We start from the raw sequence: 25,703 nt of genomic DNA, 5'->3' as shown, positions 1-25,703 counted from the left end.
TCTTACGAATGTTATAACGTTACTGACGACAGGCGCAGCAAGGGGGAATTTCGGTGCGGCGACTATGGCGTTTCGACCTTTCAGACCGCTTTCGGCCCTGAGATTTGTCTCAAAGCATACCGCGAACCCGCTTCATGGACGACTCACGCCCCCAAGGCGACCATGGTCCCCTCGATTCCATGGAACTGCCCCGATGGCGAAGCACGACGCCACCTCCACCTCGAAAGAAATCATTGCCGTGGTCGCCGACCGCACCGAAAGCCCGGTCACCCGGGCCATCCTGAGCTTCGTCAGCCATATCCCGGACAGCGATGTGGCCGCCGCCTCGCCGGCCAACGTGGAGGAGAAGTGCCAGCAGCTCGCCGCCGCCGCGGCCCGCAAGGCCGGCCTGACCGCCGGGTCGCTCGCCCTGCCCCCGGGCCCGGTCGGCTGGCTTACCGTGTTGCCGGAGCTGGTCGCCATCTGGCGCATCCAGGGACAGCTGGTCAGCGATATCGCTGCGGCCTATGGCAAGACGGCCAGCCTGGGCCGGGAACAGATGCTCTGGTGCCTGTTCCGGCATACCGCCGCGCAGGCTTTCCGCGACATCGCCATGCGCGTCGGCGACCGCCTGGTGTTCCGCCGGGCCGCCGGGGGCGTGCTCCAGCGCGTGGCCGGCCGCATCGGCGTCAGCGTGTCCAAGCGCGCCGTGGGCAAGGGCATCTCCCGCTGGCTGCCCATCGTCGGCGCCATGGGCGTGGGCGCGTATGCCTACTACGACACCAACCATGTCGCCAAAAGCGCCATGGAGCTGTTCAGCGGCGAGGTGCATGTCGAGGGCGCCGAGCCGCCGATGGCGCCGATGGCACCGGACACCAACGGGAAGTGACGCCGCGCGGCGTTTGCGTCAAGCTCGCCACCGGCCGTACAGGGAGTGTCGTGTGAACCAGCAAAGCGTTGTTCTCGTGACCGGCGGCGCGCGTCGTGTCGGCGCAGCGATCGCGCGGCACCTGCATGCCGCCGGCTGCACCCTGGCGATCCACTACCACCGGTCCGCCGCCGATGCCGAGGCGCTGTCCGCGGAATTCAACGGCGTGCGCGCGGACAGCGCCGCGACCTTCGCCGGCGCACTGGAAGACGATGCCACGCCCGAGGCCCTGATCGGCGCCGTGCTTTCCCGCTTCGGCCGGCTCGACGGCCTGGTCAACAATGCCTCGGCGTTCTACCCCACGCCGATCGGCCAGACCACGCCGGCGCATTGGGACGACCTGTTCGCCGCGAACGCGCGCGGACCGTTCTTCCTGGCCCAGGCTGCCACGCCGGCGTTGCGCGAGGCACGCGGGGCGATCGTCAATATCGTCGACATCTACGCGGAGCGCCCCCTGGGAGGACACACCGTCTACTCGATGGCCAAGGCCGCGCTGGTCATGCTGACGCAGGCGCTGGCGAAGGACCTGGCGCCGGACGTCCGCGTGAACGCCGTGGCGCCGGGTGCCATCCTCTGGCCGATGTCCGGCAAGCCGGATGAGGCGGTCGATGCCTTGCTCGCCAAGACACCGATGGCCCGCAAGGGCGACCCGCGGGATGTCGCGGAAGCCGTGCGCTGGCTGCTGAAAGATGCGCACTACACCACCGGCCAGGTGATCCGGGTCGATGGCGGCAGGGTGTTGACCATCTGAGTGCGGCTACCACCGGCAGGACCGCGACCGTGGCACAGCCAGGGAAACAGCCCCAGGCCGCGCGCCGTGGATGGCATCCGCCCTATAACGTGGCCTCGAAAGTAGCCCAGCACGTCGGATCGCCACTGGCCATGTCGAACGTGAAGCGTACGCCCACGCGTGCGCGCTTCACGTCGAAACCGGGAGCGCTGCTGACCGACTGGTTCAACGTGTGCCACTGCCCGTCCTGGCGCATCGCATCCGCCGAATGGACCAGGTCCGCCGCCTTGCCCTCGCCCGTGCCCGCCGCGTTGTTCCAGACTCGCATGTCGTTATCGACATTGGCCTTGTTGCGGCTGGAGCTCGCACCGGCGATGCGGTATTCGGTCACCGTGGCAGTGACCCGCTGCCCGGATGTGACGACGCGAAGTCGCGCATAGCCCGTGATGGTGTATCCATTGAACACATGGCTGCACGAGGTTTCGCCCGTGGCGTCACCAGCGGGGGCAGCCGCCGACACCGTCGCGGTATCGCGACCCTGCGCCGGTACGTCACCGGCCGATGCTTCATGTCCCATCGTCGACATCAGGATGACGGCACACAGGCCGATCGATGCAGACAGTCCTTTCCTTTCCATGGCGATGCTCCTTTTCACCGAGCGGATCCCCCCGCGCGCAGGGCGGGTTTTTGCCGCCTGCGTCACCGACTATAGGGTGCCGTCGCAGCCTGTCAAATCCGTCCGCACCTACGGCAACGGGTCCTCATGCGCTTCGGCATCCTGCCGAATCGGCGTCGTCCACCCTGAGGTGAATGGCGGGACGACTCACTTCTTGGGGCGGAACGCCGATTCAAGCAGCGCCCGATCGAAGCCCTGCCCCGGATCGCCTTCGGTAGCGAACCGATACAGCGCTGCGGAGTAGACCCCGTGCATCGCCGACTGGAACAGCGTGAGCGCGACCAGGGCGATCACGGCGGCGACGCCGACGGCGACCATCAATGCCACCGAGTGCGTGGCGAACGCGCCGAAGAACAGCAGGCCGCTGGCGAACAGCAGGCAGAGGGTGAGCACGCCGCCAGCCACGCCGATGCCGGCATTGCCGATGAGGTTTTCGCCCCAGGTCTGCTTCAGCAGCGAGGTGCTGCGCTTCACCGCGTCCACCGGGCCGATGTCCTGGGCGGCCAGCACCGGCACGACGAGGAAGGTAGCGACCGTCCAGCCGAAGCCGAGCACACCGGCCACGATGCGGCCGACGAACCCGAGGCGCTCTTGCAGGGCGCGCAGGATCATGCCCACCGTGGCGGCCACGAGTGCGTAGCCGATGATGTTCGGCAGCTTGCCGCGCGCGGCGCGAAGGCCGTCGCCAAGCGTCGGATTGCCGCCGTCGAGGCGGATCATGGCAGCGGAGGCCAGCGCCACGTTGAAGAAGATGACTACGCTGTACTGCACGAAATAGAACGCGAAGCTGACCAGCATGAACAACGGCGAGACGTGGCGGCGCTGCCCTTCGAAGTCGGCATGGTGGGTGCCGATCATGGCGATGACCGGCCAGGCGAAGGTGGCGATCACCAGCAGCGACGCGATGCCCGCGAACAGCGGGAAAAGCATCAGTTCCTTGTCCTGGCGGAGGATGCGGGCGCTCGCCTTCATCAGCGCCCAACTGCGTGCGAACTTACCCATTGCCGCTCCTTATAGCCCCTTAGGTGGAACGCGTTGTATCACCTTGCCCGACGCGCTGCCACCGCGGGTGGTCATGACCCGGCGCATCGGCCGCCCGCCTGGACCGCCGCCGTGCAGGCCTCGTCCCGCGCCAGCGGCTCGCTGTCTGCCGGGAAGGCTGACCACAATTCGCCGAGGGTGCGCCCATCGACCGGATGGCGCACGGCCGGCGCGATATCGGCCAGCGGCTTGAGGACGAAGGCATGGCGCAGTTCGCCCCGCGGCAACTCGAGGTGCCCTGGCCCTCGCAGCACCCGGTCGTCATAGAGCACGATGTCGACATCGAGCGTGCGGTCCGCATAGCGCTCGCCGCCGCGGACACGCCCGTGGCGGTCCTCCAGCGCGTGTAGCCAGTCGTTCAGGGCCTCCGGCTCGAGGTCGCTGTCCATCGCCACGGCAAGGTTGAGGAAATCGGGACCGTCGAAGCCGACGGCAGCGCTACGGTAGACGGGCGAGACGTCCAGCGGGCCGAACCGCGCACGCAGTTCCCTCACCGCCGCGCCGAGCCAGCGTGCGGCGTCGATGTTGGAACCGAGGCTGAGGTAGGCGCGCCCCATTCAGTCGCCCCCCGGTGCGATCGCCGCGGCGGACGACGCACGCAGGGCCGCGAAACCTTCGCGCAGGTCGCCGCCTGACGGCTGCTGGAACGGATGCAGGCCGAACTCGGGGAGGATGGCGATGAGGTGGTCGAAGATGTCCGCCTGGATCCGCTCGTAGTCGAGCCAGACCACCGTGTTGGTGAACGCGTAGATTTCCAGCGGGATGCCCAGCGCGCCCGGATCGCGCATGCGGACCATGCGGGTCATCCTGTCGTGCACGTCCGGATGGGCCGCGAGGTAAGCATCGGCATACGCGCGGAAGGCGCCGATATTGGTCTGCCGGCGGCGATTGACCGGCAGCTTGCCGGGCTCGCCCAGGGCCTCGTTCCACCGCGAGATGTCCTCGCGCTTGCGTGCGAGGTAACCGGTGAGCAGGTGCACCTTGCCGAAGCGTTCGATTTCCTCGTCCTCGAGAAAACGCACGCCTGCGGCGTCGATGAACAACTCCCGCTTGATCCGCCGGCCGCCCGATTCGGACATGCCGCGCCAGTTCTGGAACGATTCCGCGATCAGGCGCCAGGTGGGCACGGTCACGATGGTGCGATCGAAGTTGCGCACCTTCACCGTGTGCAGTGTGATGTCGACGACATCGCCATCGACGCCGGCCGAGGCCATGGTGATCCAGTCGCCCACGCGCAGCATGTCGTTGGTGCTGAGCTGGATACCGGCGACGAAGCCGAGGATGGTGTCCTTGAACACCAGCAGCAGCACAGCTGACATGGCGCCGATGCCGGACAGCAACAGGCCGATGCTCTGGTGGGTGAGCTTGGTGATGACCAGCACCAGCGCGACGATCCACAAGGCCAGCTGCATCAGCTGCACGACGCCCTTGATGGAACGCTTGCCTGCCGGCGTGGCGCTGTAGAGCGATTCGAAGGCGATCAGGGCGCGACCCAGCGCGGCGATCACGCAGACGATCATCCAGCACACGGCCAGGTTGCGGATGAAGGCACCCATGTCGTCGTCGGCCACCGAGAGGAACAGGGCGATGCCGTAGTAGACGACGATGGCGGGGAGCATCCGCGCCAGCCAGCGGAACGCACCGTATTCGTAGAGGGCGTCGTCCCAGCGCCAGGCGGTGTGACGGGTGGCCACGCGCACTACGCGATGCAGGAACACCCGGCCCAGCAGGCCGACCAGCCAGGCCGCGAGGAACAGGCCGGCGACGAAGGCCACCCGTTTCAGTTCGGGGGATGCGAGGAACTCTTCCATGACGTTGAACGGGGCCTCCTTGGGAATCATTCCGGTCGGGTGCCGCGTTCGATGCGGACACCCACGGCTTTCGCGCCGCGCACGGCACCGGGCTTGGACAGTTTCAGGCGCACCCAGGCCACGCCGAATTCCTCGCGGACGATCTGCGCGCAACGTTCCGCCAGGGTCTCGACGAGGCCGAAACTGGACGCCTCGACATAGGCCTGCAGGCGTTTGGAGACCGACTTGTAGTTGAGCGTCTGCTCGATGTCGTCGGTTTCCGCCGGCTTGCGATTGTCGAAGGCCATCTCGATGTCGAACGACAGCGTCTGCCGGATACGGCGTTCCCAGTCGTAGATGCCGATGACCGCGTCGATGCGCAGGTCTTCGATGAAGACGATATCCATGCGGGTGTCTGGTGATGCGAAGGGCTTACAGGGTCGGCGACGGATGCCTTTTGTGCAACCGTAAGCAACGACGCGTCATGCGGCGGGCAGGCTCTCCAGGCTCCAGCGCGGATGCACTTCGATGGTAGCGTCCTGGTGCTGGCCGGCGGCCAGGCGGATGGCGCCGGCCAGGGCGATCATGGCCCCGTTGTCGGTACAGAAGGCCATCCGCGGGAAATACACCCGGAAACCGTCCTTCGCCGCGGCGTCCGCCAGTTGCTCGCGCAGGCGCTTGTTGGCGCCGACGCCACCGGCGATCACCAGCCGCCGGGCGCCACTGGCCTCCAGGGCGCGCCGGCACTTGATCGCCAGCGTGTCGACGATGGCCTCCTCGAAGGCCCGTGCGATGTCCGCGCGGGTCTGCGCCGTCTTGTCGGAGGCCTGCCACGCCAGCAGTACCTGGGTCTTCAGGCCGGAGAAGCTGAAGTCGAGGCCCGGCCGGTCGACCATGGGCCGGGAGAAGCGGAATCGGCCAGGCGTGCCCTGCTCGGCCAGCCTGGCCAGGGCCGGTCCACCCGGGTACGGCAGGCCCATCAGCTTGGCGGTCTTGTCGAACGCCTCGCCCGCCGCGTCGTCCAGGGTGTCGCCCAGGATGGTGTACTCACCGATGGCCTTCACCGCCACCAACATGGAATGACCGCCCGAGACCAGCAGGGCCACGAACGGGGGCTCCGGGGGGTCGTCTTCCAGCAGGGGCGCCAGCAGGTGCCCTTCCATGTGATGGACCCCGATGGCAGGGATGCCGAGGGCCCAGGCCATGGCACGCGCCGCCGAGGCGCCCACCAGAAGGGCCCCGACCAGGCCGGGGCCGGCGGTATAGGCGACGCCGCCCAGGTCCGCGGGCGCCAGGCCGGCATCCTTCAGGGCCTGGCGTACCAGCGGCACCAGCTTGCGCACGTGGTCGCGGCTGGCCAGTTCGGGCACCACGCCGCCGTATTCGGCGTGCAGGGCGATCTGGCTGAACAACGCGTGGGAAAGCAGGCCGCGGCCCGGCTGCTGCGGGTCCCAGCGGAGCAGGGCCACCCCCGTCTCGTCGCAGGAGGTTTCCACGCCCAACACGGGCTTTGAATTTTTCGAATCGATCACGTTATAATCCGCGGCTCACCCGGGTAGACGGGTCAGTTTAAACAAGTGGAGTTTCCATGCCGAGCGTTAAAGTCCGCGAGAACGAGCCGTTTGAGCTTGCCCTTCGCCGCTTCAAGCGTACGTGCGAGAAGGCTGGCGTTCTGGCCGAAACGCGCAAGCGCGAATTTTACGAAAAGCCGACCCAGGAGCGTAAGCGTAAGCGCGCTGCCGCGGTGAAGCGTCACCTGCGCCGTCTGTCCCGCGACACGACGCGCCGGACCCGCATGTACTGATTGCCGGCCCGGCCGTCAGGCCGGGTGCTGGACCCGCGGCTGGCGCGTTCGCCCGCTGCCGCCGCAATCAGGCGGAATCCCGAGCCGGCTTCGCCGAAAGGTGAAGCCGGCTTTTCGTCGTCCCGGAGAAAAGACATGAGCCTGAAGGCAAAGATCACCGAAGACATGAAGGCCGCCATGAAGGGCGGCGAGAAAGACCGCCTGGCCGTTATCCGCCTGATGCAGGCCCAGATCAAGCAGCGCGAAGTGGACGAGCGCATCGAACTGGACGACGCCCAGGTGCTGGCGGCGCTGGAGAAGATGCAGAAGCAGCGTCGCGACTCCATCGAGCAGTATGACAAGGCCGGCCGCACCGACCTGGCCGACATCGAGCGCTACGAGATGGGCGTCATCGACGGCTACCTCCCCGCCAAGCTCAGCGAGGCCGAACTGGACGCCGTGATCGCAGCCGCCATCGCCGAGACCGGTGCCACCACCGCCCGCGACATGGGCAAGGTCGTGGCCCTGGTGAAGGAAAAGGCCGCCGGCCGCGCCGACATGGGCGCCGTGGCAGGCAAGGTCAAAGCCCGCCTGGTCTGACCAGCGGCCGGACCGACCGTGTAGGAGCGCGCGTACGCGCGCGACATCTTTTCGCGATTACGCTGGAAAAATGGCGCTTGCCTCGTCTTCGCGCTGTTGGCTTTTCGCGCACGTCGTGCGCTCCTACGCACGGTGCCTTCCACCCGTCAGGGGATGGTTGGGGGGTGACATCGGCGTGACATATTCACGGCAGCCCTACACATTTGTGAGCATTCTCCGCACCGCAGCTGGCGGGACCCTCCTCCGGCGCTCGACGGGAATCCCCAATGCTCAAGTACGCCATTATTTTCGGTCTCATCGCCCTCGTTACCGGCGCGCTCGGCTTCAGCCGCGTGTCGGGCGTTGCCGGCACTATCGCCAAGATCTGCTTCGCCATCTTCCTGATCCTGTTCGTGATCGCGATCCTGGCCGTCATCGGCGTCTTCCACCTGGCGTTCTGATCGCGCCCGTCGGGAATGCGGACGCCATACGGAGCCGGATGCATGGCATCCTAGGCAACTGATGCGCGGCCGTATTCCCGACAGTTTCATCGATGAACTGCTGACCCGCGTCGACATCGTCGACGTGATCGAGCGGCGCGTCCCGCTGAAAAAGGCCGGGCGCGAGTGGACGGCCTGCTGCCCGTTCCACAACGAACGCTCACCCTCCTTCTATGTCAGCCCCCAGAAGCAGTTCTTCCACTGCTTCGGTTGCGGTGCCCATGGCAGCGCGATCAAGTTCATCATGGACTACGACCGGCTCGAGTTTCCCGACGCCATCGAGGAGCTGGCCCAGTCCGCGGGCCTCAAGGTGCCTTACGAGGGCGGCCGCGACGACAAGCCGCGCGAAGATCGCAGCGACCTCTACACCCTGCTCGACGAGACGGCCAGCTTCTACCAGCGCGAGCTGGGCGGCAGCCCGGAAGCGAAGGCCTATGTCGATGGCCGCGGGCTGGACGACGAGATCGTCAAGCGCTTCCGCATCGGCTGGGCTCCAGCGGGGTTCGACGGCGTGCTCAAGGCACTGGGCACCAGCGACCGCCGCCGGCAGCTGCTGAACGAGGCGGGCATGGTCGCCAGCAACGAGCGTGGCAATCGCTACGACCGTTTCCGCGAACGGGTGATGTTCCCCATCCTCGACCGGCGCGGGCGTGTCATCGCCTTCGGCGGGCGCGTACTGTCGTCGGAACAGAGCCCCAAGTACCTCAATTCCCCGGAAACCCCGCTGTTCCACAAGGGCAAGGAGCTGTTCGCCCTGTGGCAGGTGAAGCAGGCGCACCAGCAGCTCACGCGGATCATGGTGGTCGAGGGCTATATGGATGTCATCGCCCTGCACCAGGCGGGCCTGCCCATCGCCGTGGCCACGCTGGGCACGGCGACCACGCCCGACCATGCCGAGGTGCTGTTCCGCGCCGCGCCGGATGTGTATTTCTGCTTCGACGGCGACCGGGCGGGTCGCGCCGCGGCCTGGCGCGCGCTGGAATCGGTGCTGCCGCGCATGCGCGACGGACGCCAGGCGCACTTCCTGTTCCTGCCCGACGGCGAGGACCCTGACACGCTGGTGCGCAAGGAAGGCAAGGACGGCTTCGAGAAACGCATGAAGGAATCCATGCCCATGTCGGAATATTTTTTCGAGGAACTGGGTCGTGACGTCGACATCAGCCGTCTCGACGGCCGGGCACGCCTGGCGGAGCGGGCACGGCCGCTGATCGCCAAGCTGCCCGACGGCGCCTTCCGCGACCTGATGGGCCAGGAACTGGAGCGGCGCACCGGCGCCCGTGCCGTGCTCGAACCGGAGCCGCCCGTCCGCCGGCCCGACACGATGCGCCCGGCCAATGTCCAGCGCAGCCTGGTCCGCAGCGCCATCACGCTGCTGCTGGCCCAGCCGGAGCTGGCCGCGGAGGTCGAACCGCCCTACCCGTTCCTGCGCCTGGACCGTCCCGGCGTCGGCCTGCTCTCCGAACTGCTCGACGTGGCGCGCGCGCGCCCCGGCATCCGCCCCGCCGTGCTGGTCGAGCATTTCATGGAACGCCCCGAATACGCGTCCCTGCAGAAACTGATGGCCGCGGACGTGGTGGGCGAGGCGGACATGCAGCGCGTGGAGTTCCACGACGCCCTTACCCAGATGGAGCGCCAGGCCACCATGCAACGCCGTGAACAGCTGATCGCCCGCAGCCGCGAGGGCATCCTCGACGACACGGAGAAAGCCGAGCTGCGCGTGTTGCTGGCGGCGCGGGCCGCACCGGCCCGGGCGGCCGGCGAATGATGCGGCGCACCGCCGCCGTAACACGATCCATGGGATCATCCCCGCCTCGTTCTTCCAAGGGACCGGCCCCAGCCGGCTTCACGCGCCACTGATGGATCTTCTCAACGACCTCGTCGACTTCTTCGGTCGCAATGGCTATGCCGCCGTGTTCTTCGCCCTGATGCTCTGCGGGGCGGGCGTGCCCCTGCCCGAGGACATCACCCTGGTCGCCGGCGGCATCATCACGGGCCTGGGCTACGGCGACGTGCACACCATGGTCGGCATCGGCATGGCCGGTGTGCTGGTGGGCGATTCCACTATGTTCCTGCTGGGTCGCCATTTCGGCGCGCGGATCATGAGCTGGCGTGTGGTGTCCCGCCTGCTCACGCCGGAGCGCTACACGAAGGTGCAGGAAAAATTCGAGAAATACGGCAACCGCATGATGTTCGTGGCGCGCTTCCTGCCCGGCATGCGCACCGCGGTGTTCATCACCGCCGGCGCGACGCATCGCGTCGGATTCTTCCGCTTCCTGCTGCTGGACGGCCTGGCCGCCGCCATCAGCGTGCCGATCTGGGTCTACCTGGGTTATTTCGGTGCGCACAACCACGCCTGGCTGTCGATGTGGATTCGTCGCGGGCAGACCGGCATCTGGCTGGCCATCGCCGCGGCGATGATCGCGCTGGCGGTGATCTGGTGGCGCCGGAAGAAATCCGCGGGCGACTGCTGAGGCACAGGCGCGGTCCACCCGAACAGAACACGAGGCATGCCCTCCAGCGGACACGTGATGAATATCCTGACCATCGACACCGGCACGACCAACACCCGCGTCACCGCCTGGCAGGACGGCGAGGCCGTCGCCATGACAACGCGTCCGGTGGGCGTACGCGACACTGCCATCACCGGCAACACCGGCAAGCTCGAACAGGCGTTGCGCGATGCCATCGCCGGGGTGCTTTTCGCCGCCGGGATGACCCAAAGCGACATCGGCCCCGTGTTGGCCTCGGGCATGATCACCTCGAACATGGGCCTGTGCGAGATCCCTCATGTGCCCGCGCCGGCCGGTATAGACGAGCTGGCCGCCGCGATGCGCGAAGTGCGGATCGAGGGCGTCTGGCACGCGCCCATCGGGTTCGTGCCGGGCGTGCGCAACGCCGTGGCGCCCATCGACCTGCACAACGTCGAGGCCATGGACATGATGCGCGGCGAGGAAACCGAGGCGCTCGCCCTGGTCGAACGCCTTGCACTGGCCGAACCGGCGGTCATCGCGCTGCCCGGCTCGCACTCCAAGTTCGTCGGCATCGATACGAAGGGTCGCATCGACGGCTGCGTCACCACCCTGGCCGGCGAGCTGCTGCAGGTGATCTCGCACGAGACGATCCTGGCCGGGTCGCTGAAGGACGGTTTCGCCACGCACATCGATGCGGAGATGCTGCTGGCCGGCGCTGGCGCCGCCCAGCGAGTCGGCCTGGGGCGCGCCTGCTTCAGCGTGCGCATCCTCGACCAGTTCACCGACCGTGACGCCAATGCACGGGCCAACTTCCTGCTCGGTGCCGTGCTCGCCTCCGATATCCTCACGCTGAAACACTCCAGCGCGATCCGGATGCACCCGGGTACACGCTTCGTCGTCAGCGGCAAGCCCATACTCCGCGAAGCGATCGCGCGGCTGGTCGAGGACGACGACTTCTTCTCCGGCATGCTGACGGTAGTCGGCGACGACCAGCAGTGCGACCTGGCCGGCGCCGGCGCCATCGCGGTGGCCCGTCGCCGTGGGCTGGTCGCGTAACCCTTTCCCCGCCGGGCCGCCCAGGCGATCCGGCCAACGAACACAGGCGACACCGCTGATGACCGATGCGTTCAAACCCCTTTCCCCGCAGCGCCAGGCCCACGCCGAAGGCGTGATCTGGGACGACCTGATGGGCGTGGTCCGCTGGACCGACATCGCCTCGTCCACCATCCACGACTACGACCCGGCCACCGGCGTGGTGCGTGAGCATGTGCTGCCGGCACGCGTCGGCTGCTTCGCGCTGACCCACGAGCCGGGCGTCCTTCTGCTGGCGATGGAGAAACAGCTGGGCCGGTTCGACACGCGCGATGGCCGCCTGCATGTGCTGGACGACATCGAGGCCGATCTTCCCGGCACGCGCACCAACGACGGGCGCTGCGACCGCGGCGGCAACTTCATTTTCGGCACGCTGAACGAACGCGGCCCCGAGCAGATCGCCTCGTTCTGGCGCTACACGAAGAACGGCCAGTTGGGTCGCCTGGCGCTGCCCAAGGCCGCGATCACCAACAGCATCTGTTTCAGCCCCGACGGGGAAACGATGTACTTCACCGATTCGCCGACGGCCCGCATCATGGCCTGCGACTACGACGCCGACACCGGCGAGGTGGACCGCATCCGCGGCTTTGCCGAAATCGATGCCGGCCACGAGCCGGACGGCTCCACCATCGACGCCGACGGCTTCCTGTGGAACGCCCAGTGGGGCGCGTCGCGCGTGGTCCGCTACGCACCGGATGGCCGTATCGATGCGATCATCCCGCTGCCCGCGCGCCAGCCCAGTTGCGTCAGCTTTGCCGGGACGGACCTGGCGCAGATGGTGATCACCTCCGCGCACAAGGGTATCGACGAGGCCACGTTCCGCGACGAGCCACTCAACGGCGCGATCTTCATCGGCACGCCGCCGCGAGGGCGCGGCCTGCCCGAAGCGCGCTACGGCCACGAGGTGCAGTCATGAGCTGGCCCACCGCCCTGCCCCTCATCGCGATCCTGCGCGGCATCACGCCCGACGACGTGGTCGGCCATGTCGAGGCGCTGATCGCCGAAGGCTTCGACGCCATCGAGATCCCGCTGAATTCGCCCGACTGGCAGCGCAGCATCCCGCTTGCGGTGGAAACGGCCGGTGCACGCGCGCTGGTCGGTGCGGGTACCGTGCTGTCGCCCGAGGCGGCCGCCCAGGTGGCCGACCTGGGCGGCCACCTGATGGTCACGCCCAACACCGATCCCGCCACCATCCGCAAGGCGCGTGAGCGCAATCTCTATACCGCCATCGGTTTCATGACGCCAACGGAAGCGTTCGCGGCGCTGGCTGCCGGCGCGCAATCGCTCAAGCTGTTTCCGTCGTCGAACCTGGGCCCTGCGTACATCAAGAGCATTCGCGCGGTGCTGCCGCCGGACGTGCCGCTGCTGGCCGTAGGTGGTGTCACGCCGGAGAACCTGGGCCAGTTCCTCGATGCCGGCTGCATCGGGGCCGGGCTGGGCAGCGACCTCTACAAACCCGGCCAGCCCGTGTCACGAACGCGGGAACGCGCCGCCGCCTTTGTCACCGCTTATCGCTCGGTCTGACGCGTCGGGTCGATGATCCGAACGGCCCCCGGGGCCAGGCCGTCGAGTCGGTAATCGCCGACGGCCTCGCGGATCAGGCGCAGCGTGGGCAGTCCCACGGCCGCCGTCATGCGCCGCACCTGCCGGTTGCGCCCCTCGCGCAGCACGATGCGCAGCCACGCGTCCGGCACCGTCTTGCGAAAGCGCACGGGCGGATCGCGGGGCCATAGCCAGTCGGGTGTGTCGATCGCCTCCACCCCGGCCGGCAACGTGGGGCCGTCATTGAGCGTGACGCCCCGGCGTAGCCGGTGGAGGGCGTCTTCCGTCGGCACACCCTCCACCTGCACCACGTACGTCTTCGGCTGCTTGTGCTTCGGATCGGCCAGGCGATGCTGCAGTTTGCCGTCGTCGGTGAGCAGCAGCAGGCCTTCGCTGTCGTGATCCAACCGGCCGGCCGCGTACACGCCCTTGTGCGGCACGACGTCGGCCAGCGTGCGCCGGCCGGCGTCGTCGGTGAACTGGCACAGCACCCCGAAGGGCTTGTTCAGCGCGACCAGCACGTCACTTCGCGGCGGCGGGCTTCACGAAGCGCAGGGTCATCCGGTCGGACTCGCCGATGGCCTGCCACTTGGCCTTGTCCGTGTCGCCCATGTCGAAGGACGGCGGCAGGGTCCACACGCCCTTGGGATGGTTGTGGTCGTCCTTCGGGTTGGCGTTGATCTCACTCTGCGCATCCAGCTTGAACCCGGCGTCGGTGGCCAGCTTGATCACGTAGTCGGTCGGCAGGTAGCCGGAGTTGACCACGTCGTCGAGCTTCTTGCCGGCGTCGGCACGATGGTCTTCCACGCCCAGCACGCCGCCGGGCTTGAGCACCGCGAACATGGCCTTGAACATGGCCTCGGCACTGCCGTCGGCGGCCCAGTTGTGCACGTTGCGGAAGGTCAGTACGCGATCGGCCGAACCCGGCGCACCCAGCACCGGCGCCTTGTGGTTGAACTCCATGATCTTCGCGTTGCCGTACTGCGCCGGGGCGAAGGAGAACTTCTTCTGCAGGGCCGCCGTGCTCTTGGAGCCCGCTTCCACCGCGCCGATGTAGTGGCCGTTGTCGTGCAGGTAGGGCGCGAGGATCTCCGTGAACCAGCCACCGGACGGCCAGATCTCGATGACGGTCATGTCCGGGCGCACGCCGAAGAAGCTCAGCGTCTGCTGGGGGTGGCGATACATGTCGCGCGCCTTGTTCTCCGGCGAGCGCCAGCTACCGGCCACGGCCTTGTCCAGCTGGGCGGCGCTCGCTGCGTCGATGCCGGTGGGCGATGCGGCGCGCGTCGGCTGCTGGGCGCCGGCAGCCAGGGCGGCGTGCGAAAGCGCGAGGCCGAGCAGGCCGGCGCAGGCAAAGGCGAGTTTCTTCATGGCGACACCGTTTTGGGGGGATGTGGCCCGGAAGGCTAGCACGCGGCATCACCAGCGCTACACCGGTTGCAGTGCAGCATGCCAGGCCTCACCGGGCGCCCGCCCCCGCAGGATTTTCGCATGTCGCCGTCCCCCCTCCGTCCGCTCGCCGCGGGCGTGCTCATCGCACTGGCGGGTACCGCCTCCGCCCAGGAAGCCACCCTCGCACCGGTGGTGGTGACGGCTACCCGCACCGCCCAGGCACCCTACGACATTCCCGCGGCCATCGACGTGGTGGCCACGCCGCCCGACGGCTCGCTGGACGTGAACCTGTCCGAACGGGTGCAGTCCATTCCCGGCATCGTGGCGCGCGATCGCCAGAATTACGCGCAGGATACGCAGGTGTCCATCCGTGGGTTCGGCGCGCGATCCACCTTCGGTATCCGCGGCATCCGCCTGTATACCGACGGCATTCCCGCCACGATGCCGGACGGCCAGGGCCAGGTGTCGCATTTCAACCTGGACTCCGCGGCGCGCGTGGAGGTTTTGCGCGGCCCGTTCTCGGCCCTCTACGGCAATGCGTCGGGCGGCGTGGTGCAGCTGTTCACCGCGGACGGCACCGAACCGCCGGAACTACGCTTCGGCGTTGCCGGCGGCAGCAATGGCAACCTGCGCACGTCCGTGAACGCGCGCGGCGTCGACGGCCCCGTGGATTACAACGTCGACTTCAGTCATTTCCGCACCAGCGGCTACCGCGACCACAGCGCGGCACGGCGGGAATCGGGCAATGCCAAGGTCGGCTGGAAGATCGGCGACGACACGAAGCTCACCCTGGTGGTCAATACGGTGGACATACCGGATGCCCAGGATCCCCTCGGACTGACGAAGGCGCAGTTCAAGGCCGATCCGCGCCAGGTCGCCACCGTGGCCGACACCTACGACACCCGCAAGTCGGCCGACCAGCAACAGGCCGGACTGATCTGGGACCAGCGCCTGGATGCGGCGAACAGCCTGCGCGTCATGGGCTACTACGGGCAGCGCGGCGTGACCCAGTACCTGTCGATACCCAAGGCCACGCAGGTCGCGCAGCCGGGTAACTCGGGCGGTGTGGTGGACCTCGCCAACGAGTACGGTGGCGGCGACGCCCGCTGGACCTGGAGCGACACGCTGGCCGGCCGCCCCTTCGAGATCGCCACCGGCATCGCCTACGACAACCAGACACAGCATCGGCAGGGCTACAACAACTTCGTGGGCGGCATGCTGGGTGTGCGCGGCGACAAGCGACGCGACGAGATCGACCGCGTGTTCGACTTCGACCAGTACGCGCAGGCCACCTGGCGCGTGGCCGACGACTGGAGCCTGATGGGCGGCCTGCGCCACAGCGAAGTACGTTTCCGTTCCACCGATCGCTACGTTGCGGCGGGCAATCCGGACGACAGCGGCAGTACGACGTACAGCGCCACCACGCCGGTGTTCGGCGTGCTGTGGCGCGCGGCGCCGTGGGCGCATGTGTATGCGAACTGGGGTCGCGGCTTCGAAACGCCGACATTCTCCGAGCTGGGCTACCGCGCCGACGGCGGCGCTGGCCTGGCCTTCGACCTGCGGCCCTCGCGCTCGCACAACGGCGAGGTGGGCCTGAAGCTGCAGCCATCGGACCACACGGAAGCCGGGCTGGCCCTGTTCCGCGCCGACAGCGATGACGAACTGGCCGTGGCGACCAACCTCGGCGGCCGCACCACCTACCAGAACATTGCGCGCTCGCGACGCCAGGGCATCGAGGCGTCGTTCAAGAGCGAGATCGCACCGGACCTGCACCTCGTGGCGGCGTACACGCACCTGCAGGCGAGCTTCCGCACGCCCTTCCTCACCTGCGCCAGCACCGGCTGTGCCGCACCCGACACGCCGGTGGCGGCCGGCACGCGCATTCCGGGCGTGCCACGATCCACCGCGCATGCTGCACTGACCTACGGTGCCGAGCGCGGCTGGCAGGCGGGGCTGGACATGAACGCGATGGGCGCGACCTCGGCGAACGACCTGGGCACGGCCTCGGCGGCGGGCTATGCACTGTTCGGACTGTCGGCGGGTTATGTCGTGGACGATGGCCCGTGGCGGATCAACACCTTCGCCCGCGTGGACAACCTTGCCGACCGGCACGTGGTCGGCTCGGTGATCGTCAACGACGGCAACGGGCGCTACGACGAACCCGCGCCCGGTCGTACGTTCCTGGTCGGCGTGGACCTGCGCTGGCGCTAGGCCGAAATCGCCAGGCGCTCGGAACGGTAGAGCATGGCCGCGCCCAGCGTGGCCAGCAACGCGGCGGCAAACCCGCCGGCCAGGCAGGTGCCGATCTGCCAGGCGGGCATGCCATCGCCGCGCAGCAGCTGCACGATGCCCAGGTTCTGGCCCAGCAGCGGCACCGCATACATCCAGGGCTCCGCGCGCACCGGAACGACCGAGAGCAGCACGCTCGGCACGATGGGAATCATCATCAGGATGGACAGGTAGGTCTGCGCCTCGCGATAGCTCTTGGCCAGGGCCGACACCAGTGACTGCAACGCGGCCAGCAGCAGGATCAGCGGCAGCATCAGCAAAGCCACCTGGGCGCCGAAGCGCAGGCCCAGGTCGAGCGCGATACCGAGTTTTTCCGTCGGTATGAACCACGGCGCCGTCATGAACGCGGCGATGGTGAGGAACAGGCTGACCAGCGAGAACGTGCAGATCGCCGCCAGCTTGCCGGCGAGGATCTTCCAGCGCGCTACCGGATTGACGAACAGCGGCTCCAGCGACTGACGCTCGCGCTCACCGGCGGTGAGGTCGATGGCGAGGTACATGCCGCCGAGGAACACGGTGAGCGTGAAGAAGTACGGCAGGAACGAGAACATCAGCGCGGATCGCGACTGCGACGTGGCCTGGTCGCGATCGGCCACCTGCACAGGCCAGGCCGTGGTCGGCGACAGGCCGCGCGCGATGAGGCGCATCGCCCCCTCGCGGCGGCCGTAGCTTTCCACCACGCTGCGCACGCGCGCCACCGGCGTGGACGCATCGCGACGCGAGGAATCGTAGATCAGCTCCACCTGCACGCTCTGGCCCTTGTTCCACGCCTTGGCGTAGTCCGGCGCGATGCGCACCACGACATCGGCGCGCTGCTCGCGCACCGCGTTCTCCGGATCGGGCATGCCGGCGTCCGCGTCGATGCCGGCCCCTTTCAGCGCCGCCATCAGGTTGGGCGCCAGTTCCGCGCCGATGACCGGAACGTCGATGTTGCGATCGACCTTGGCCAGCTCGCGATTGGTCATGACGTTCATCAGCATGATGAAGATGATCGGACCCAGCAGCGGCCCGGTGACCAGGGCGCTGACCAGCGTGCGCCGGTCACGCAGGTTCTCGCGCACTTCCTTCCAGTACACCGCGGAGAACGCGCTCATGCGGCCAATCCTTCGTCGGTACCGATGATCGTCACGAAGGCATCCTCGAGCGTGGCCTGGCCCGTCTGCGCCAGCAGCGCGGCGGGCGTTTCATCGGCGACCACACGACCCTGCGCGATCACCACGATGCGATCGCACAGCGCGGCCACCTCCTGCATGATGTGACTGGAAAACAGCACGCAGCGTCCTTCGTCGCGCAACTGCCGCATGAAGCGGCGCATGGCGCGCGTCGCCATCACGTCCAGGCCGTTGGTCGGCTCGTCGAGCAGGACGTTGCGCGGATCGTGGATCAGCGCACGGGCGATGGCCGTCTTGACCCGTTGCCCCTGGGAAAAACCCTCCGTACGGCGATCGGCGATGTCGCGCATCTCCAGCGCGTCGATCAGGACCTCGCGACGTCGCGCCAGCAGGTCGGACGACATGCCGTGCAGCCGGCCGAAATAATCGATGTTCTCCGCGGCGGTCAGCCGTTTATACAGGCCGCGCGCATCGGGAAGCACGCCGAGGCGCCGGCGCACCGCAAGCGCATCCTGGTAGGCATCCATCCCGTCCACCAGCACCTGTCCGGCGTCGGGCCGCATCAGTGTGTAGAGCATGCGCAGCGTGGTGGTCTTGCCCGCCCCGTTGGGGCCGAGCAGTCCGGTGATCTCGCCGTCGCGCGCGGTGAAGTTCACGCCGTTCACGGCGCGCACCGCGCCGAAGGCCTTGTGCAGGTCCCTTACCTCGATCATGGCGTGGCTCCGTTGAATCCGACGAACACCGGCAGCGGGCGCAGCCGCTCCAGGCACGTCACGTCCAGCGCCTTCGCGTCGGCCGTGTCGATGAAATGGTCGAGCACGCGTGGCATGCAGCCGCGCGAGATCACGTTGTGGCCCTGGCCCCGGAGCACCAGGTGGCGGCCGTTGGGCAGGCCCTTGAGCACGTCGTCGCCGTAACGCGGTGGCGTGACCGGGTCGAATTCGCCCGACATCAGCAAGGCGGGCACCGCGCTCTTCAGCGGCTGGTGGAAGTCGGCCGGCATCGTGCCGTGTGGCCAGACGGAACAGGCCGCGCGAAACGCTTCGATCATGGTGTCGCCCAGGATGGTGTCCTTGTCCTGCGGACGCGATTGCAGGAGGTCGCCGTCCTCGCTGCAGATCACCGAATACTGCATGCCGCCATCCATGGTGTCGCCCAGGTCGCCCGTGAGTAACTTGGCCTGGCCCAGCAGGGGGCCGACATCGCCACGCGCGGCGGCATCGATGGACAGGGGCAGCAAGGCGGCGGTTTCCGGCGAATAGGCGAACATGCGCACCACCGTGGCCAGGGCGTGCTCGCTGAGCACGCGCTTCACCGAAGCGTAGTTCTGCGGATCGCGGAAGCTGACCATGTGCGGGTTCGCGCGCAGCGCGTCGCGTAACTGGAACAGGGTCTGGTAGGGATCGCTGAAGCGCGCGCGGCACGCGTCGTCCGCCTCGCAACGGGCGAACTGCGCCTTCAGGGCCGCGTCGAGGTTGACCGCGAAGTCTTCGCCCAGCACCAGCGCGTTGGGCGCGATGCCGTCCAGCACGAGGGTGCGCAATCCATCGGGGTGGCGCATGGCGTACTGCTGCGCCACGCGCGTGCCGTAGGACACGCCGATCAGGTCGAACGTGGGCGAACCCAGCGCACGACGAACATCCTCCAGATCGGCCACGGCATCGGTGGTGGCGTAGAAGCGCACGTCCGCGTCCTGCGACAGCTGGTCGAGGCAATGCTGCGTCTCGCGCCGCACCGCGCCGGCATCGAAGCCGTGCACTTCCGCCGCGCCTGCCGGTGCGCCCGGCTCGTCGTCGCGGCAGCTCAGCGGATGGGAAGCGCCGGTGCCGCGCTGGTCCAGCAGCAGCAGGTTACGGTGGGCCAGCAACGGGGCCATGGCCGGCGCGATGCCGGCGTAGCTTTCCGCGGCCGACTGGCCGGGACCGCCAGCGATGAAGGCGAGCATGTCGTCCGCCGGCACCTGGGCGCTGCTGCGCACCACGGCCAGGCGCAGGGTGATCATGCGACCGTGCGGCTCGGCACGGTTTTCCGGCACCGGGAAGGCGGCACACCACGCGGCAGTCGACAGGCCCGAGTGCGGCTGCGGCAACTCGCACGGCTTCAGTTCGACGGAGCCAAGTCGCCAGACGCGCGGCGGCGCGGGGTTGGTGGCCGCCGGCACCGCGGTGTGCGTCGCCGCCTGGGTGGAGGCATGGGCATCGGCCGCGTCGTGCCGGGACATCACCAGGTGCCGCCCCGCCATCGCCGTGGTGAGCAGGACGACGATGATGGCGATGCGTGGGGGACGTTTCATGCCGTCATTCCTCGGGGGCGAAAATGGATTCGATGGGCAACGCGAACAGGCGCGCGATCTTGAACGCCAGCGGCAGGCTGGGATCGTACTTGCCGGTCTCCACTGCGTTCACGGTCTGCCGCGAGACGTCCAGCTTCTCGCCCAGGTCCGCCTGCGACCAGCCCAGCGCGGTGCGCAGTTCACGGACTCGGTTATGCATCGCCGCGGTAGTGCCAGCGCACGGCGCATTTGGTGATGCCGAACAATCCCATGAGCACGGGCAGCACCCAGGTGGCGACGGCTTCGGCCGGTGGTGCGCCAACGACGTGCGCATGGAGCAGCATGCCGAACGTGAAGAAGCCGAAGCCGCCGATCCCTCCCGCCATGGCGATGGCCTCCAGGTCGATGCGTCGCTCGAACTCGTCCTGGTCGCGGATGACCCGGACCATGGCGCGGATGACGAAGGCGACGGGCAGGGTCGGGAGCAGGGTGACGATCGCGCGGGCCGGCGTACCTTCCAGCGTCTTCAGCCAGCCGACCGACAGGAACAGGAGCACGACGTAGGCAAACATCGCCGGGAAGAACTCACGCAGGTAACGCTTGTGTACGGCACGCATGGCCATCGCCTGTCTCCCCGGGATACGCATGGGCAGGTCCTCGGGCGCTGTCGGTCGAAACATGACGCGGGACGACACCCCGAACCTGACGGTAGATAAAAGCGTGTCAAGCACGCTTGACACGCATCCTGGGCCGACAGGCTCAAGATGTCAAGCACCCTTTACATGTCCATGGAGATTTTCGGCATCGTCAAGTCGATCCGGCAGGTCACGGCCGCCTGCATACACAGCGGCGCGTCGCTTCCACGATCCTTGCAAACCACGAGGGCACTCGCCGGCAAGCGTCGACGAAACGACGCGTCGTCCCGCCCACAGGAGAGCACCATGTCCTTCCGCCTCATCGCTACCACCGCCACCCTGTTGGCGATGTCCGTCGCCGCCGTCCCGGCGCACGCCGCCACCGCGACCACGACGTTCAACGTACGCGTCACGATCACCGCCGCCTGCGACATCAGCACCACGGCGCCGACCGACGTCAACTTCGGTACGCAACCGTCCACCGCGACCAACACCGACAACCAGGGCGCGCTCAACGTGAACTGCACGCCCAGCGCGCCCTACACCATCGCGCTGGACAACGGCCAGAACGGCACCGACGCCAACACCCGCAAGATGAGCAGCGGCACGGCGCAGGTGCCCTACCAGCTGTACCGCGCGGCCACGCGCACGTCCGCCGATGTCTGGGGCAGCACCACGGGCACCGGCGGCAATACCTACGCCGGTACCGGCAGCGGCACCGTGCAGACCGTGCCCGTGTACGGCCGCGTGCCCAGCAGCAACTTCCCCGCCGGCAGCTACGCCGACGTCATCACCGCCACCATCACCTATTGACGGTGCGCCCTTGGCCGCTCCGCGTGGCGATAGCCGGCGCGCTGGCCGCGATGGCGTGCGTCGCCCACGCGAGTGGCCTGCAGGTGTCGCCGATCGGACTGCGGCTGGCCACGTCGACCGCCGCCGAAGCCCTGTGGCTCACCAACACCGGCACCGAATCGCTGCACGCGCAGGTGCGTGTGTTCCGCTGGACCCAGGCGGACGGCAAGGATGTACTGGCCCCCTCTCGCGACCTGGTCGTGAGCCCGCCGATGGTGACCATCGCCCCCGGCGACCGTCAGCTGGTGCGCGTCATCAGGCAGGTCGCTCCGGCAACGGACGGCATGGAAACCGCCTACCGCGTGATCGTGGACGAACTGCCCGTGGACGCCAGCGACAAGCCGGGGCTGAAGTTCGTGTTGCGCTACTCCGTGCCGGTGTTCCTGGCACCCGCGGGCGACCCGACGATGAAAGCGACGCTGCAGGCAACGTGGGAGAGCGACGCGGACGGTCCTCACCTGCGCATCCACAACGGCGGCAACGGCCATGCGCAGGTCGCCGACCTGGCGTGGCAAGGCAGGCAGGGCCATCGCACCCCGCTGCTGCCCGGCCTGGTGGGTTATGCGCTGCCTGGGGCGACGATGCGCTGGAAGCTCCCGCCGGATGCGCGGCACGCGGACGGCCTCCTGCGTGCGAGGATCAACGGTGAGCCGTCCGAGTCGACGCTGGCGGTGGATACGGACGGCCACTAGCATGCTGGCCCTGGTCGCCGTCAGCGCGCACGCGGACGTGGACGTGGACGTGGACGTGCATACCACCGCGACCGATGCCCTGCCGCCGCCCGTGGCGACGCGGGAGAGCGGCGCCGGCGAAGACCTCTACCTGGAAGTGGTGCTCAACGGCACGCGGACCGAGGCGCTGGTGCATTTCATCCGCCGTGGCGAGGCACTCTGCGCCCAGGCCGCCGACCTGCGAGGCCTGGGCTTCGTGCTCCCGCCCGGCAGCGATCCACGCTGCCTGCCGGACATGCCCGACGTACGCTACACCTACGATGTCGCCCAGCAGCGCGTGAACATCGACGTGCCCACCGGCCAGCTGAACCTGCCGACGCAAGTGCTCAACGTGCCCGAGCGCCGTGCGACGCGTGCCTCCAGCGGGACCGGCCTGTTGCTCAACTACGACGTGTACGCCGCGCACGGTGGCGGCGCGAGCAACGTCAGTGGCCTGGCCGAGCTGCGTGCGTTCACAGACGGCCTGGGCGTGCTGAGCACGACCTCGCTGAGTCGTCGCTACCAGACGTCCGGCGTCGGCTGGCAGGGCGATACCGTGCGTCTGGATACGCAATGGCGGTTGTCGTTCCCCGACCGGTCGCAGACGCTGACCATCGGCGACACCTTTACCGGAGCCCTGTCCTGGTCGCGTGCCACGCGTATCGGCGGCATCGCCTACGGCACGGACTTCGCCTTGCAGCCTTATCGTGTGACGACGCCGCTGCCGCAGTTCTTCGGCCAGGCCGCCGCGCCTTCCTCGGTGGAGCTCTACATCGACGGCATCCGCCAGTACAACGGCAAGGTGCCCGCCGGCCCGTTCCAGCTCACCGCCGTGCCCGGCGTGGACCAGGCCGGCCAGGCGCAGGTAGTGCTCACCGATGCGCTAGGCAGGAGCAGCACGGTGACCTTTCCGTTCTACGCCGCGCGTCAGTTGTTGCGTGCCGGCCTGTCGGACTGGTCGGTCGAACTGGGTACGGTGCGCGAGGCCTACGGCATCGATTCGTTCGCCTATGGGAGCGAGCCGGTCGCCAGCGCGACCTGGCGGCGCGGCGTCACCGACCGGCTGACGCTGGAGTCGCACACCGAGGTGGGCGACGGACGCGGCACGGCAGGCAGCGGCATCGTCTGGAACCCCACCGGGGCGCTGGTGTTGAACGGCTCCTATGCCCGATCGCGCGCTGGTGGCGCCCAATACGGTGCGGGCCTGTCGTGGAACGGCAGTCATGTGAATGCCTCGATGGACACGCTTCGCGGCAACGCACGTTACGACGACGTCGCCAGCGGCTACGGGTCGCCGCCACCGCGTGCCAGTGACCGTGCCCTGCTCGGCTTCAACATCCACGCATCCAGTTTCGGCGTGAACTATGTCCGCCTGCGCTACGACGGGCAGCCGGCCACGCGCTATGCCGGCATGTTCCTGCTACGCAACATCGGCCGCGGCATCTCGTTGAACGCCAGCTACAACCAGAACCTGGACATCGCCGCCGATCGCAGCTTCTTCATCGGCGCAACCATGGCGCTCGACCAGCGCACGACATGGAGTACCTCGGTGCAGCGCGATCGCGACCGCACCTTCGGCATCGTGGATGCCAGCCGGCCGATCGACGGCGACGGTGGTTTCGGCTGGCATGTGCAGGGCCGCAGCGGATCGACCGGCGGCGGCCTGGCGGAGCTGGGCTGGCTGGGCAACCGTGGCCAGCTGACCGTGGGCGCCAGCAATTTCGGCGCCGCATCCTATGCGTATGCCGACGCCAACGGCGCGCTCGTGTTGATGGGCGGGCACTTCTTCGCCGCACGCCGGATCGACGACGCCTTCGCCCTGGTGACGACGGAAGGCACACCGGATATTCCGGTGCTCCTGGAAAACCGGCGCACCGGCGTGACCGACAGCCGGGGACTGTTGCTCGTGTCGCGACTCATGGCCTACCAGGACAACCGGCTGGCTATCGATCCGATCGACCTCCCGGCCGACCAGCGCGTGCAACGCGTGGAAACCATCGTCGCGCCCTCCGATCGCGCCGGCGTCGTGGTGCGTTTTCCCGTGAAGCGGGTGCGCGCGGCGTCGGCGATCCTCGTCGACGAGGCAGGGCAGCCGCTGCCGGTGGGGGCAAGCGTGGCGACGGGCGATGCATCGTCGCCTGCCGTCGTCGGCTACGACGGCCTGGTGTACCTCGACAACCTGCAGGGCGGCGACACACTGCTCGACGTGACCCTGCCCGGCGGTGCGCGTTGCCGTGCGACGCTCACCTATCCGGCGCAGGCACACGACCTGCCGCAACTCGGTCCGCTGACCTGCAAGGCGGCCACGCCATGAAGTGGCTTGCCTTTATGCTGCTGGCCTTCGCTGCCCTGCTTGCGTCGCCGCGCGCCGACGCGACGACGACATGCAGCATTACCAGCATCAGCAACCTCGCGTTCGGCCCCGTGGACCCGACAGGCACGGTGGTGACCACCACGGCGACGCTCAACTACAGTTGCACCTATTCCGGCGTGCTCGGATCGCTGTACGGCAGCTACATATCCGCGTGTGTCAGCCTGGGAACGGACGACCTGGCGAATTTCGCGCCCCGCACCATCGTCAACGCCAACAACGATCGCATGCAATACCAGGTATTCAAGGACGCGAGCCTCACGTCGATCTGGGGGCGGGTAAACCATGCGACCTACACGCCGCAGACCTTCACGCGGCAGATCGGCATCCTGTCCAACGGCGCGACGCTCACCGGCAGCCTCACGATCTACGGACAGGTACCGGCGCTGCAAAGCACGTTATCGCCCGGCAGCTACAGCGGCACCCTGCTCGGCTCGCTCACAGGCAACGCCCTGACCTGGAGCTACAACGAAGCCTTGCTGACCATCGGCACCTACCCCGCCTCGTGCAGCGCTGGTGGCACCGTCGCCGCGCAGACGGTGGCCGCGCCGTCCATGACCGCCACGGCGAACGTCGCCGCCCGCTGCACGTTCGGCACCGCCACCGACCTCAACTTCGGCAGTGTGCCCGGGCTGCTGCGTACCAACACCGACCAGACCTCGCTGCTGCGCGCCACCTGCACCAACCGTGCCGCCTACCAGGTGGGCCTGGACAACGGCAGCAACGCATCGGGCACGACGCGACGCATGACCGATGGCACCCGCTTCGTCACCTATGAACTCTACCGGGACACCGCACGCACGCTGCGCTGGGGCGCGGCCCTCAATACCGATACCGCCACGGGCACCGGCACCGGTGCCGAGCAGACGCTGACCGTGTATGGCCGCCTTCCCGTACAAGCGGCGGCGCGGGCAGGTGCCTATAGCGATATCGTTACCGTCACCATCACCTACTGACGG

Annotated in this window: 28 protein-coding genes; 15 read left to right on the top strand and 13 right to left on the bottom strand. The window is 68.0% G+C overall.

All coding sequences use genetic code 11. The features are described from left to right. The first annotated feature begins 193 nt into the window (after positions 1-193). Positions 194-868: a hypothetical protein gene (locus tag QRN34_RS05715; protein WP_285402808.1), complete on the top strand. Its 675-nt coding sequence runs from the start codon at positions 194-196 to the stop codon at positions 866-868. Between the two features lie 52 nt (positions 869-920). Further along, positions 921-1,658 carry a pteridine reductase gene (locus QRN34_RS05710; RefSeq protein WP_285402806.1) on the top strand — a complete coding sequence of 246 codons (738 nt, stop codon included), beginning with the start codon at positions 921-923 and terminating at the stop codon, positions 1,656-1,658. 82 nt (positions 1,659-1,740) lie between these two features. Here QRN34_RS05710 and QRN34_RS05705 read toward each other — a convergent pair whose 3' ends face one another. The 6 genes from QRN34_RS05705 to tsaD all read right to left on the bottom strand — a co-directional run bounded on the left by QRN34_RS05705 (position 1,741) and on the right by tsaD (position 6,649). Next, positions 1,741-2,274, bottom strand: a complete 534-nt coding sequence (locus QRN34_RS05705) for a hypothetical protein (protein ID WP_036139296.1) — start codon at positions 2,272-2,274, stop codon at positions 1,741-1,743. Positions 2,275-2,460: 186 nt separating this feature from the next. Beyond that, positions 2,461-3,315: a DUF6159 family protein gene (locus QRN34_RS05700; protein ID WP_285402803.1), complete on the bottom strand. Its 855-nt coding sequence runs from the start codon at positions 3,313-3,315 to the stop codon at positions 2,461-2,463. 71 nt (positions 3,316-3,386) lie between these two features. After that, positions 3,387-3,911: a 2-amino-4-hydroxy-6-hydroxymethyldihydropteridine diphosphokinase gene (folK, locus tag QRN34_RS05695; RefSeq protein ID WP_285402801.1), complete on the bottom strand. Its 525-nt coding sequence runs from the start codon at positions 3,909-3,911 to the stop codon at positions 3,387-3,389. After that, positions 3,912-5,195: a mechanosensitive ion channel domain-containing protein gene (locus tag QRN34_RS05690; protein WP_285402799.1), complete on the bottom strand. Its 1,284-nt coding sequence runs from the start codon at positions 5,193-5,195 to the stop codon at positions 3,912-3,914. It abuts the gene before it with no gap. Further along, positions 5,192-5,551 (bottom strand): dihydroneopterin aldolase, encoded by a 360-nt coding sequence (gene folB, locus QRN34_RS05685; RefSeq protein WP_285402797.1) that lies wholly within the window; start codon positions 5,549-5,551, stop codon positions 5,192-5,194. The genes QRN34_RS05690 and folB overlap by 4 nt, the downstream gene beginning before the upstream one ends. A 75-nt stretch (positions 5,552-5,626) precedes the next feature. After that, positions 5,627-6,649 carry a tRNA (adenosine(37)-N6)-threonylcarbamoyltransferase complex transferase subunit TsaD gene (gene tsaD / locus QRN34_RS05680; RefSeq protein ID WP_285403081.1) on the bottom strand — a complete coding sequence of 341 codons (1,023 nt, stop codon included), beginning with the start codon at positions 6,647-6,649 and terminating at the stop codon, positions 5,627-5,629. Positions 6,650-6,732: 83 nt separating this feature from the next. Here tsaD and rpsU point away from each other — a divergent pair, with 83 nt between their 5' ends. The 8 genes from rpsU (at position 6,733) to QRN34_RS05640 (ending at position 13,093) form a co-directional block, all read left to right on the top strand. Beyond that, entirely contained in the window at positions 6,733-6,948 is a 216-nt protein-coding gene (gene rpsU, locus QRN34_RS05675; RefSeq protein ID WP_029213735.1) for a 30S ribosomal protein S21, read from the top strand. Between the two features lie 135 nt (positions 6,949-7,083). After that, positions 7,084-7,527: a GatB/YqeY domain-containing protein gene (locus QRN34_RS05670; protein ID WP_285402787.1), complete on the top strand. Its 444-nt coding sequence runs from the start codon at positions 7,084-7,086 to the stop codon at positions 7,525-7,527. Positions 7,528-7,793: 266 nt separating this feature from the next. Continuing rightward, positions 7,794-7,967, top strand: a complete 174-nt coding sequence (locus QRN34_RS05665) for a DUF1328 domain-containing protein (RefSeq protein ID WP_036139288.1) — start codon at positions 7,794-7,796, stop codon at positions 7,965-7,967. A gap of 61 nt (positions 7,968-8,028) precedes the next feature. After that, positions 8,029-9,771 carry a DNA primase gene (gene dnaG / locus QRN34_RS05660; protein WP_285402783.1) on the top strand — a complete coding sequence of 581 codons (1,743 nt, stop codon included), beginning with the start codon at positions 8,029-8,031 and terminating at the stop codon, positions 9,769-9,771. A gap of 91 nt (positions 9,772-9,862) precedes the next feature. Then, positions 9,863-10,477, top strand: coding sequence for a DedA family protein (locus tag QRN34_RS05655; RefSeq protein ID WP_285402781.1), 615 nt, complete (start codon positions 9,863-9,865; stop codon positions 10,475-10,477). Positions 10,478-10,534: 57 nt separating this feature from the next. Continuing rightward, positions 10,535-11,533: a 2-dehydro-3-deoxygalactonokinase gene (locus QRN34_RS05650; protein WP_285402779.1), complete on the top strand. Its 999-nt coding sequence runs from the start codon at positions 10,535-10,537 to the stop codon at positions 11,531-11,533. Between the two features lie 58 nt (positions 11,534-11,591). Beyond that, complete coding sequence (locus tag QRN34_RS05645; RefSeq protein ID WP_285402777.1) at positions 11,592-12,485, top strand: SMP-30/gluconolactonase/LRE family protein; 894 nt, start codon at positions 11,592-11,594, stop codon at positions 12,483-12,485. Continuing rightward, complete coding sequence (locus QRN34_RS05640) at positions 12,482-13,093, top strand: 2-dehydro-3-deoxy-6-phosphogalactonate aldolase (protein ID WP_285402775.1); 612 nt, start codon at positions 12,482-12,484, stop codon at positions 13,091-13,093. The genes QRN34_RS05645 and QRN34_RS05640 overlap by 4 nt, the downstream gene beginning before the upstream one ends. Here the strand turns inward: QRN34_RS05640 and QRN34_RS05635 are convergent. Both QRN34_RS05635 and QRN34_RS05630 read right to left on the bottom strand, forming a co-directional pair. After that, on the bottom strand, positions 13,078-13,632 hold the full coding sequence (locus QRN34_RS05635; RefSeq protein WP_285402773.1) for a pseudouridine synthase: 555 nt from the start codon (positions 13,630-13,632) through the stop codon (positions 13,078-13,080). The genes QRN34_RS05640 and QRN34_RS05635 overlap by 16 nt on opposite strands. 1 nt (position 13,633) lies before the next feature. Beyond that, on the bottom strand, positions 13,634-14,482 hold the full coding sequence (locus QRN34_RS05630) for a methyltransferase (protein ID WP_285402771.1): 849 nt from the start codon (positions 14,480-14,482) through the stop codon (positions 13,634-13,636). A 120-nt stretch (positions 14,483-14,602) separates the two neighbouring features. On the opposite strand from QRN34_RS05630, the gene QRN34_RS05625 reads away from it, so the two are divergent. Continuing rightward, positions 14,603-16,714 carry a TonB-dependent receptor gene (locus QRN34_RS05625; protein WP_285402769.1) on the top strand — a complete coding sequence of 704 codons (2,112 nt, stop codon included), beginning with the start codon at positions 14,603-14,605 and terminating at the stop codon, positions 16,712-16,714. Here QRN34_RS05625 and QRN34_RS05620 read toward each other — a convergent pair. From QRN34_RS05620 to QRN34_RS05600, 5 genes are read right to left on the bottom strand one after another with little or no spacing between them, the layout of a single operon-like run. Further along, positions 16,711-17,886 (bottom strand): ABC transporter permease, encoded by a 1,176-nt coding sequence (locus QRN34_RS05620; RefSeq protein ID WP_285402767.1) that lies wholly within the window; start codon positions 17,884-17,886, stop codon positions 16,711-16,713. The two genes, QRN34_RS05625 and QRN34_RS05620, sit on opposite strands and share 4 nt — an antisense overlap. Next, entirely contained in the window at positions 17,883-18,617 is a 735-nt protein-coding gene (locus QRN34_RS05615; protein WP_285402765.1) for an ATP-binding cassette domain-containing protein, read from the bottom strand. Before QRN34_RS05615 ends, QRN34_RS05620 begins: the two co-directional genes overlap by 4 nt. After that, positions 18,614-20,197 carry an alpha/beta hydrolase gene (locus QRN34_RS05610; protein ID WP_285402763.1) on the bottom strand — a complete coding sequence of 528 codons (1,584 nt, stop codon included), beginning with the start codon at positions 20,195-20,197 and terminating at the stop codon, positions 18,614-18,616. The genes QRN34_RS05615 and QRN34_RS05610 overlap by 4 nt, the downstream gene beginning before the upstream one ends. Before the next feature lie 4 nt (positions 20,198-20,201). Next, positions 20,202-20,396: a helix-turn-helix transcriptional regulator gene (locus tag QRN34_RS05605; protein ID WP_285402762.1), complete on the bottom strand. Its 195-nt coding sequence runs from the start codon at positions 20,394-20,396 to the stop codon at positions 20,202-20,204. Then, positions 20,389-20,793 (bottom strand): hypothetical protein, encoded by a 405-nt coding sequence (locus QRN34_RS05600; protein ID WP_285402761.1) that lies wholly within the window; start codon positions 20,791-20,793, stop codon positions 20,389-20,391. The genes QRN34_RS05605 and QRN34_RS05600 overlap by 8 nt, the downstream gene beginning before the upstream one ends. A 324-nt stretch (positions 20,794-21,117) precedes the next feature. On the opposite strand from QRN34_RS05600, the gene QRN34_RS05595 reads away from it, so the two are divergent. The 4 genes from QRN34_RS05595 to QRN34_RS05580 are packed head-to-tail and all read left to right on the top strand — an operon-like array spanning position 21,118 to position 25,700. Continuing rightward, positions 21,118-21,624 (top strand): spore coat U domain-containing protein, encoded by a 507-nt coding sequence (locus QRN34_RS05595; RefSeq protein WP_285402759.1) that lies wholly within the window; start codon positions 21,118-21,120, stop codon positions 21,622-21,624. 2 nt (positions 21,625-21,626) lie between these two features. Then, positions 21,627-22,355 carry a molecular chaperone gene (locus tag QRN34_RS05590; RefSeq protein WP_285402757.1) on the top strand — a complete coding sequence of 243 codons (729 nt, stop codon included), beginning with the start codon at positions 21,627-21,629 and terminating at the stop codon, positions 22,353-22,355. 1 nt (position 22,356) lies between these two features. Further along, positions 22,357-24,687: a fimbria/pilus outer membrane usher protein gene (locus QRN34_RS05585; protein ID WP_285402755.1), complete on the top strand. Its 2,331-nt coding sequence runs from the start codon at positions 22,357-22,359 to the stop codon at positions 24,685-24,687. Then, positions 24,684-25,700 carry a spore coat protein U domain-containing protein gene (locus QRN34_RS05580; protein WP_285402753.1) on the top strand — a complete coding sequence of 339 codons (1,017 nt, stop codon included), beginning with the start codon at positions 24,684-24,686 and terminating at the stop codon, positions 25,698-25,700. Before QRN34_RS05585 ends, QRN34_RS05580 begins: the two co-directional genes overlap by 4 nt. Positions 25,701-25,703 lie beyond the last annotated feature (3 nt).

Origin of the sequence: Luteibacter sp. ME-Dv--P-043b (assembly GCF_030209605.1) — a bacterium.
Taxonomy (GTDB): Bacteria; Pseudomonadota; Gammaproteobacteria; order Xanthomonadales; family Rhodanobacteraceae; genus Luteibacter.
Note: the sequence above shows the minus strand (reverse complement) of the source record. Positions and strands in the feature narration are given on the sequence as shown.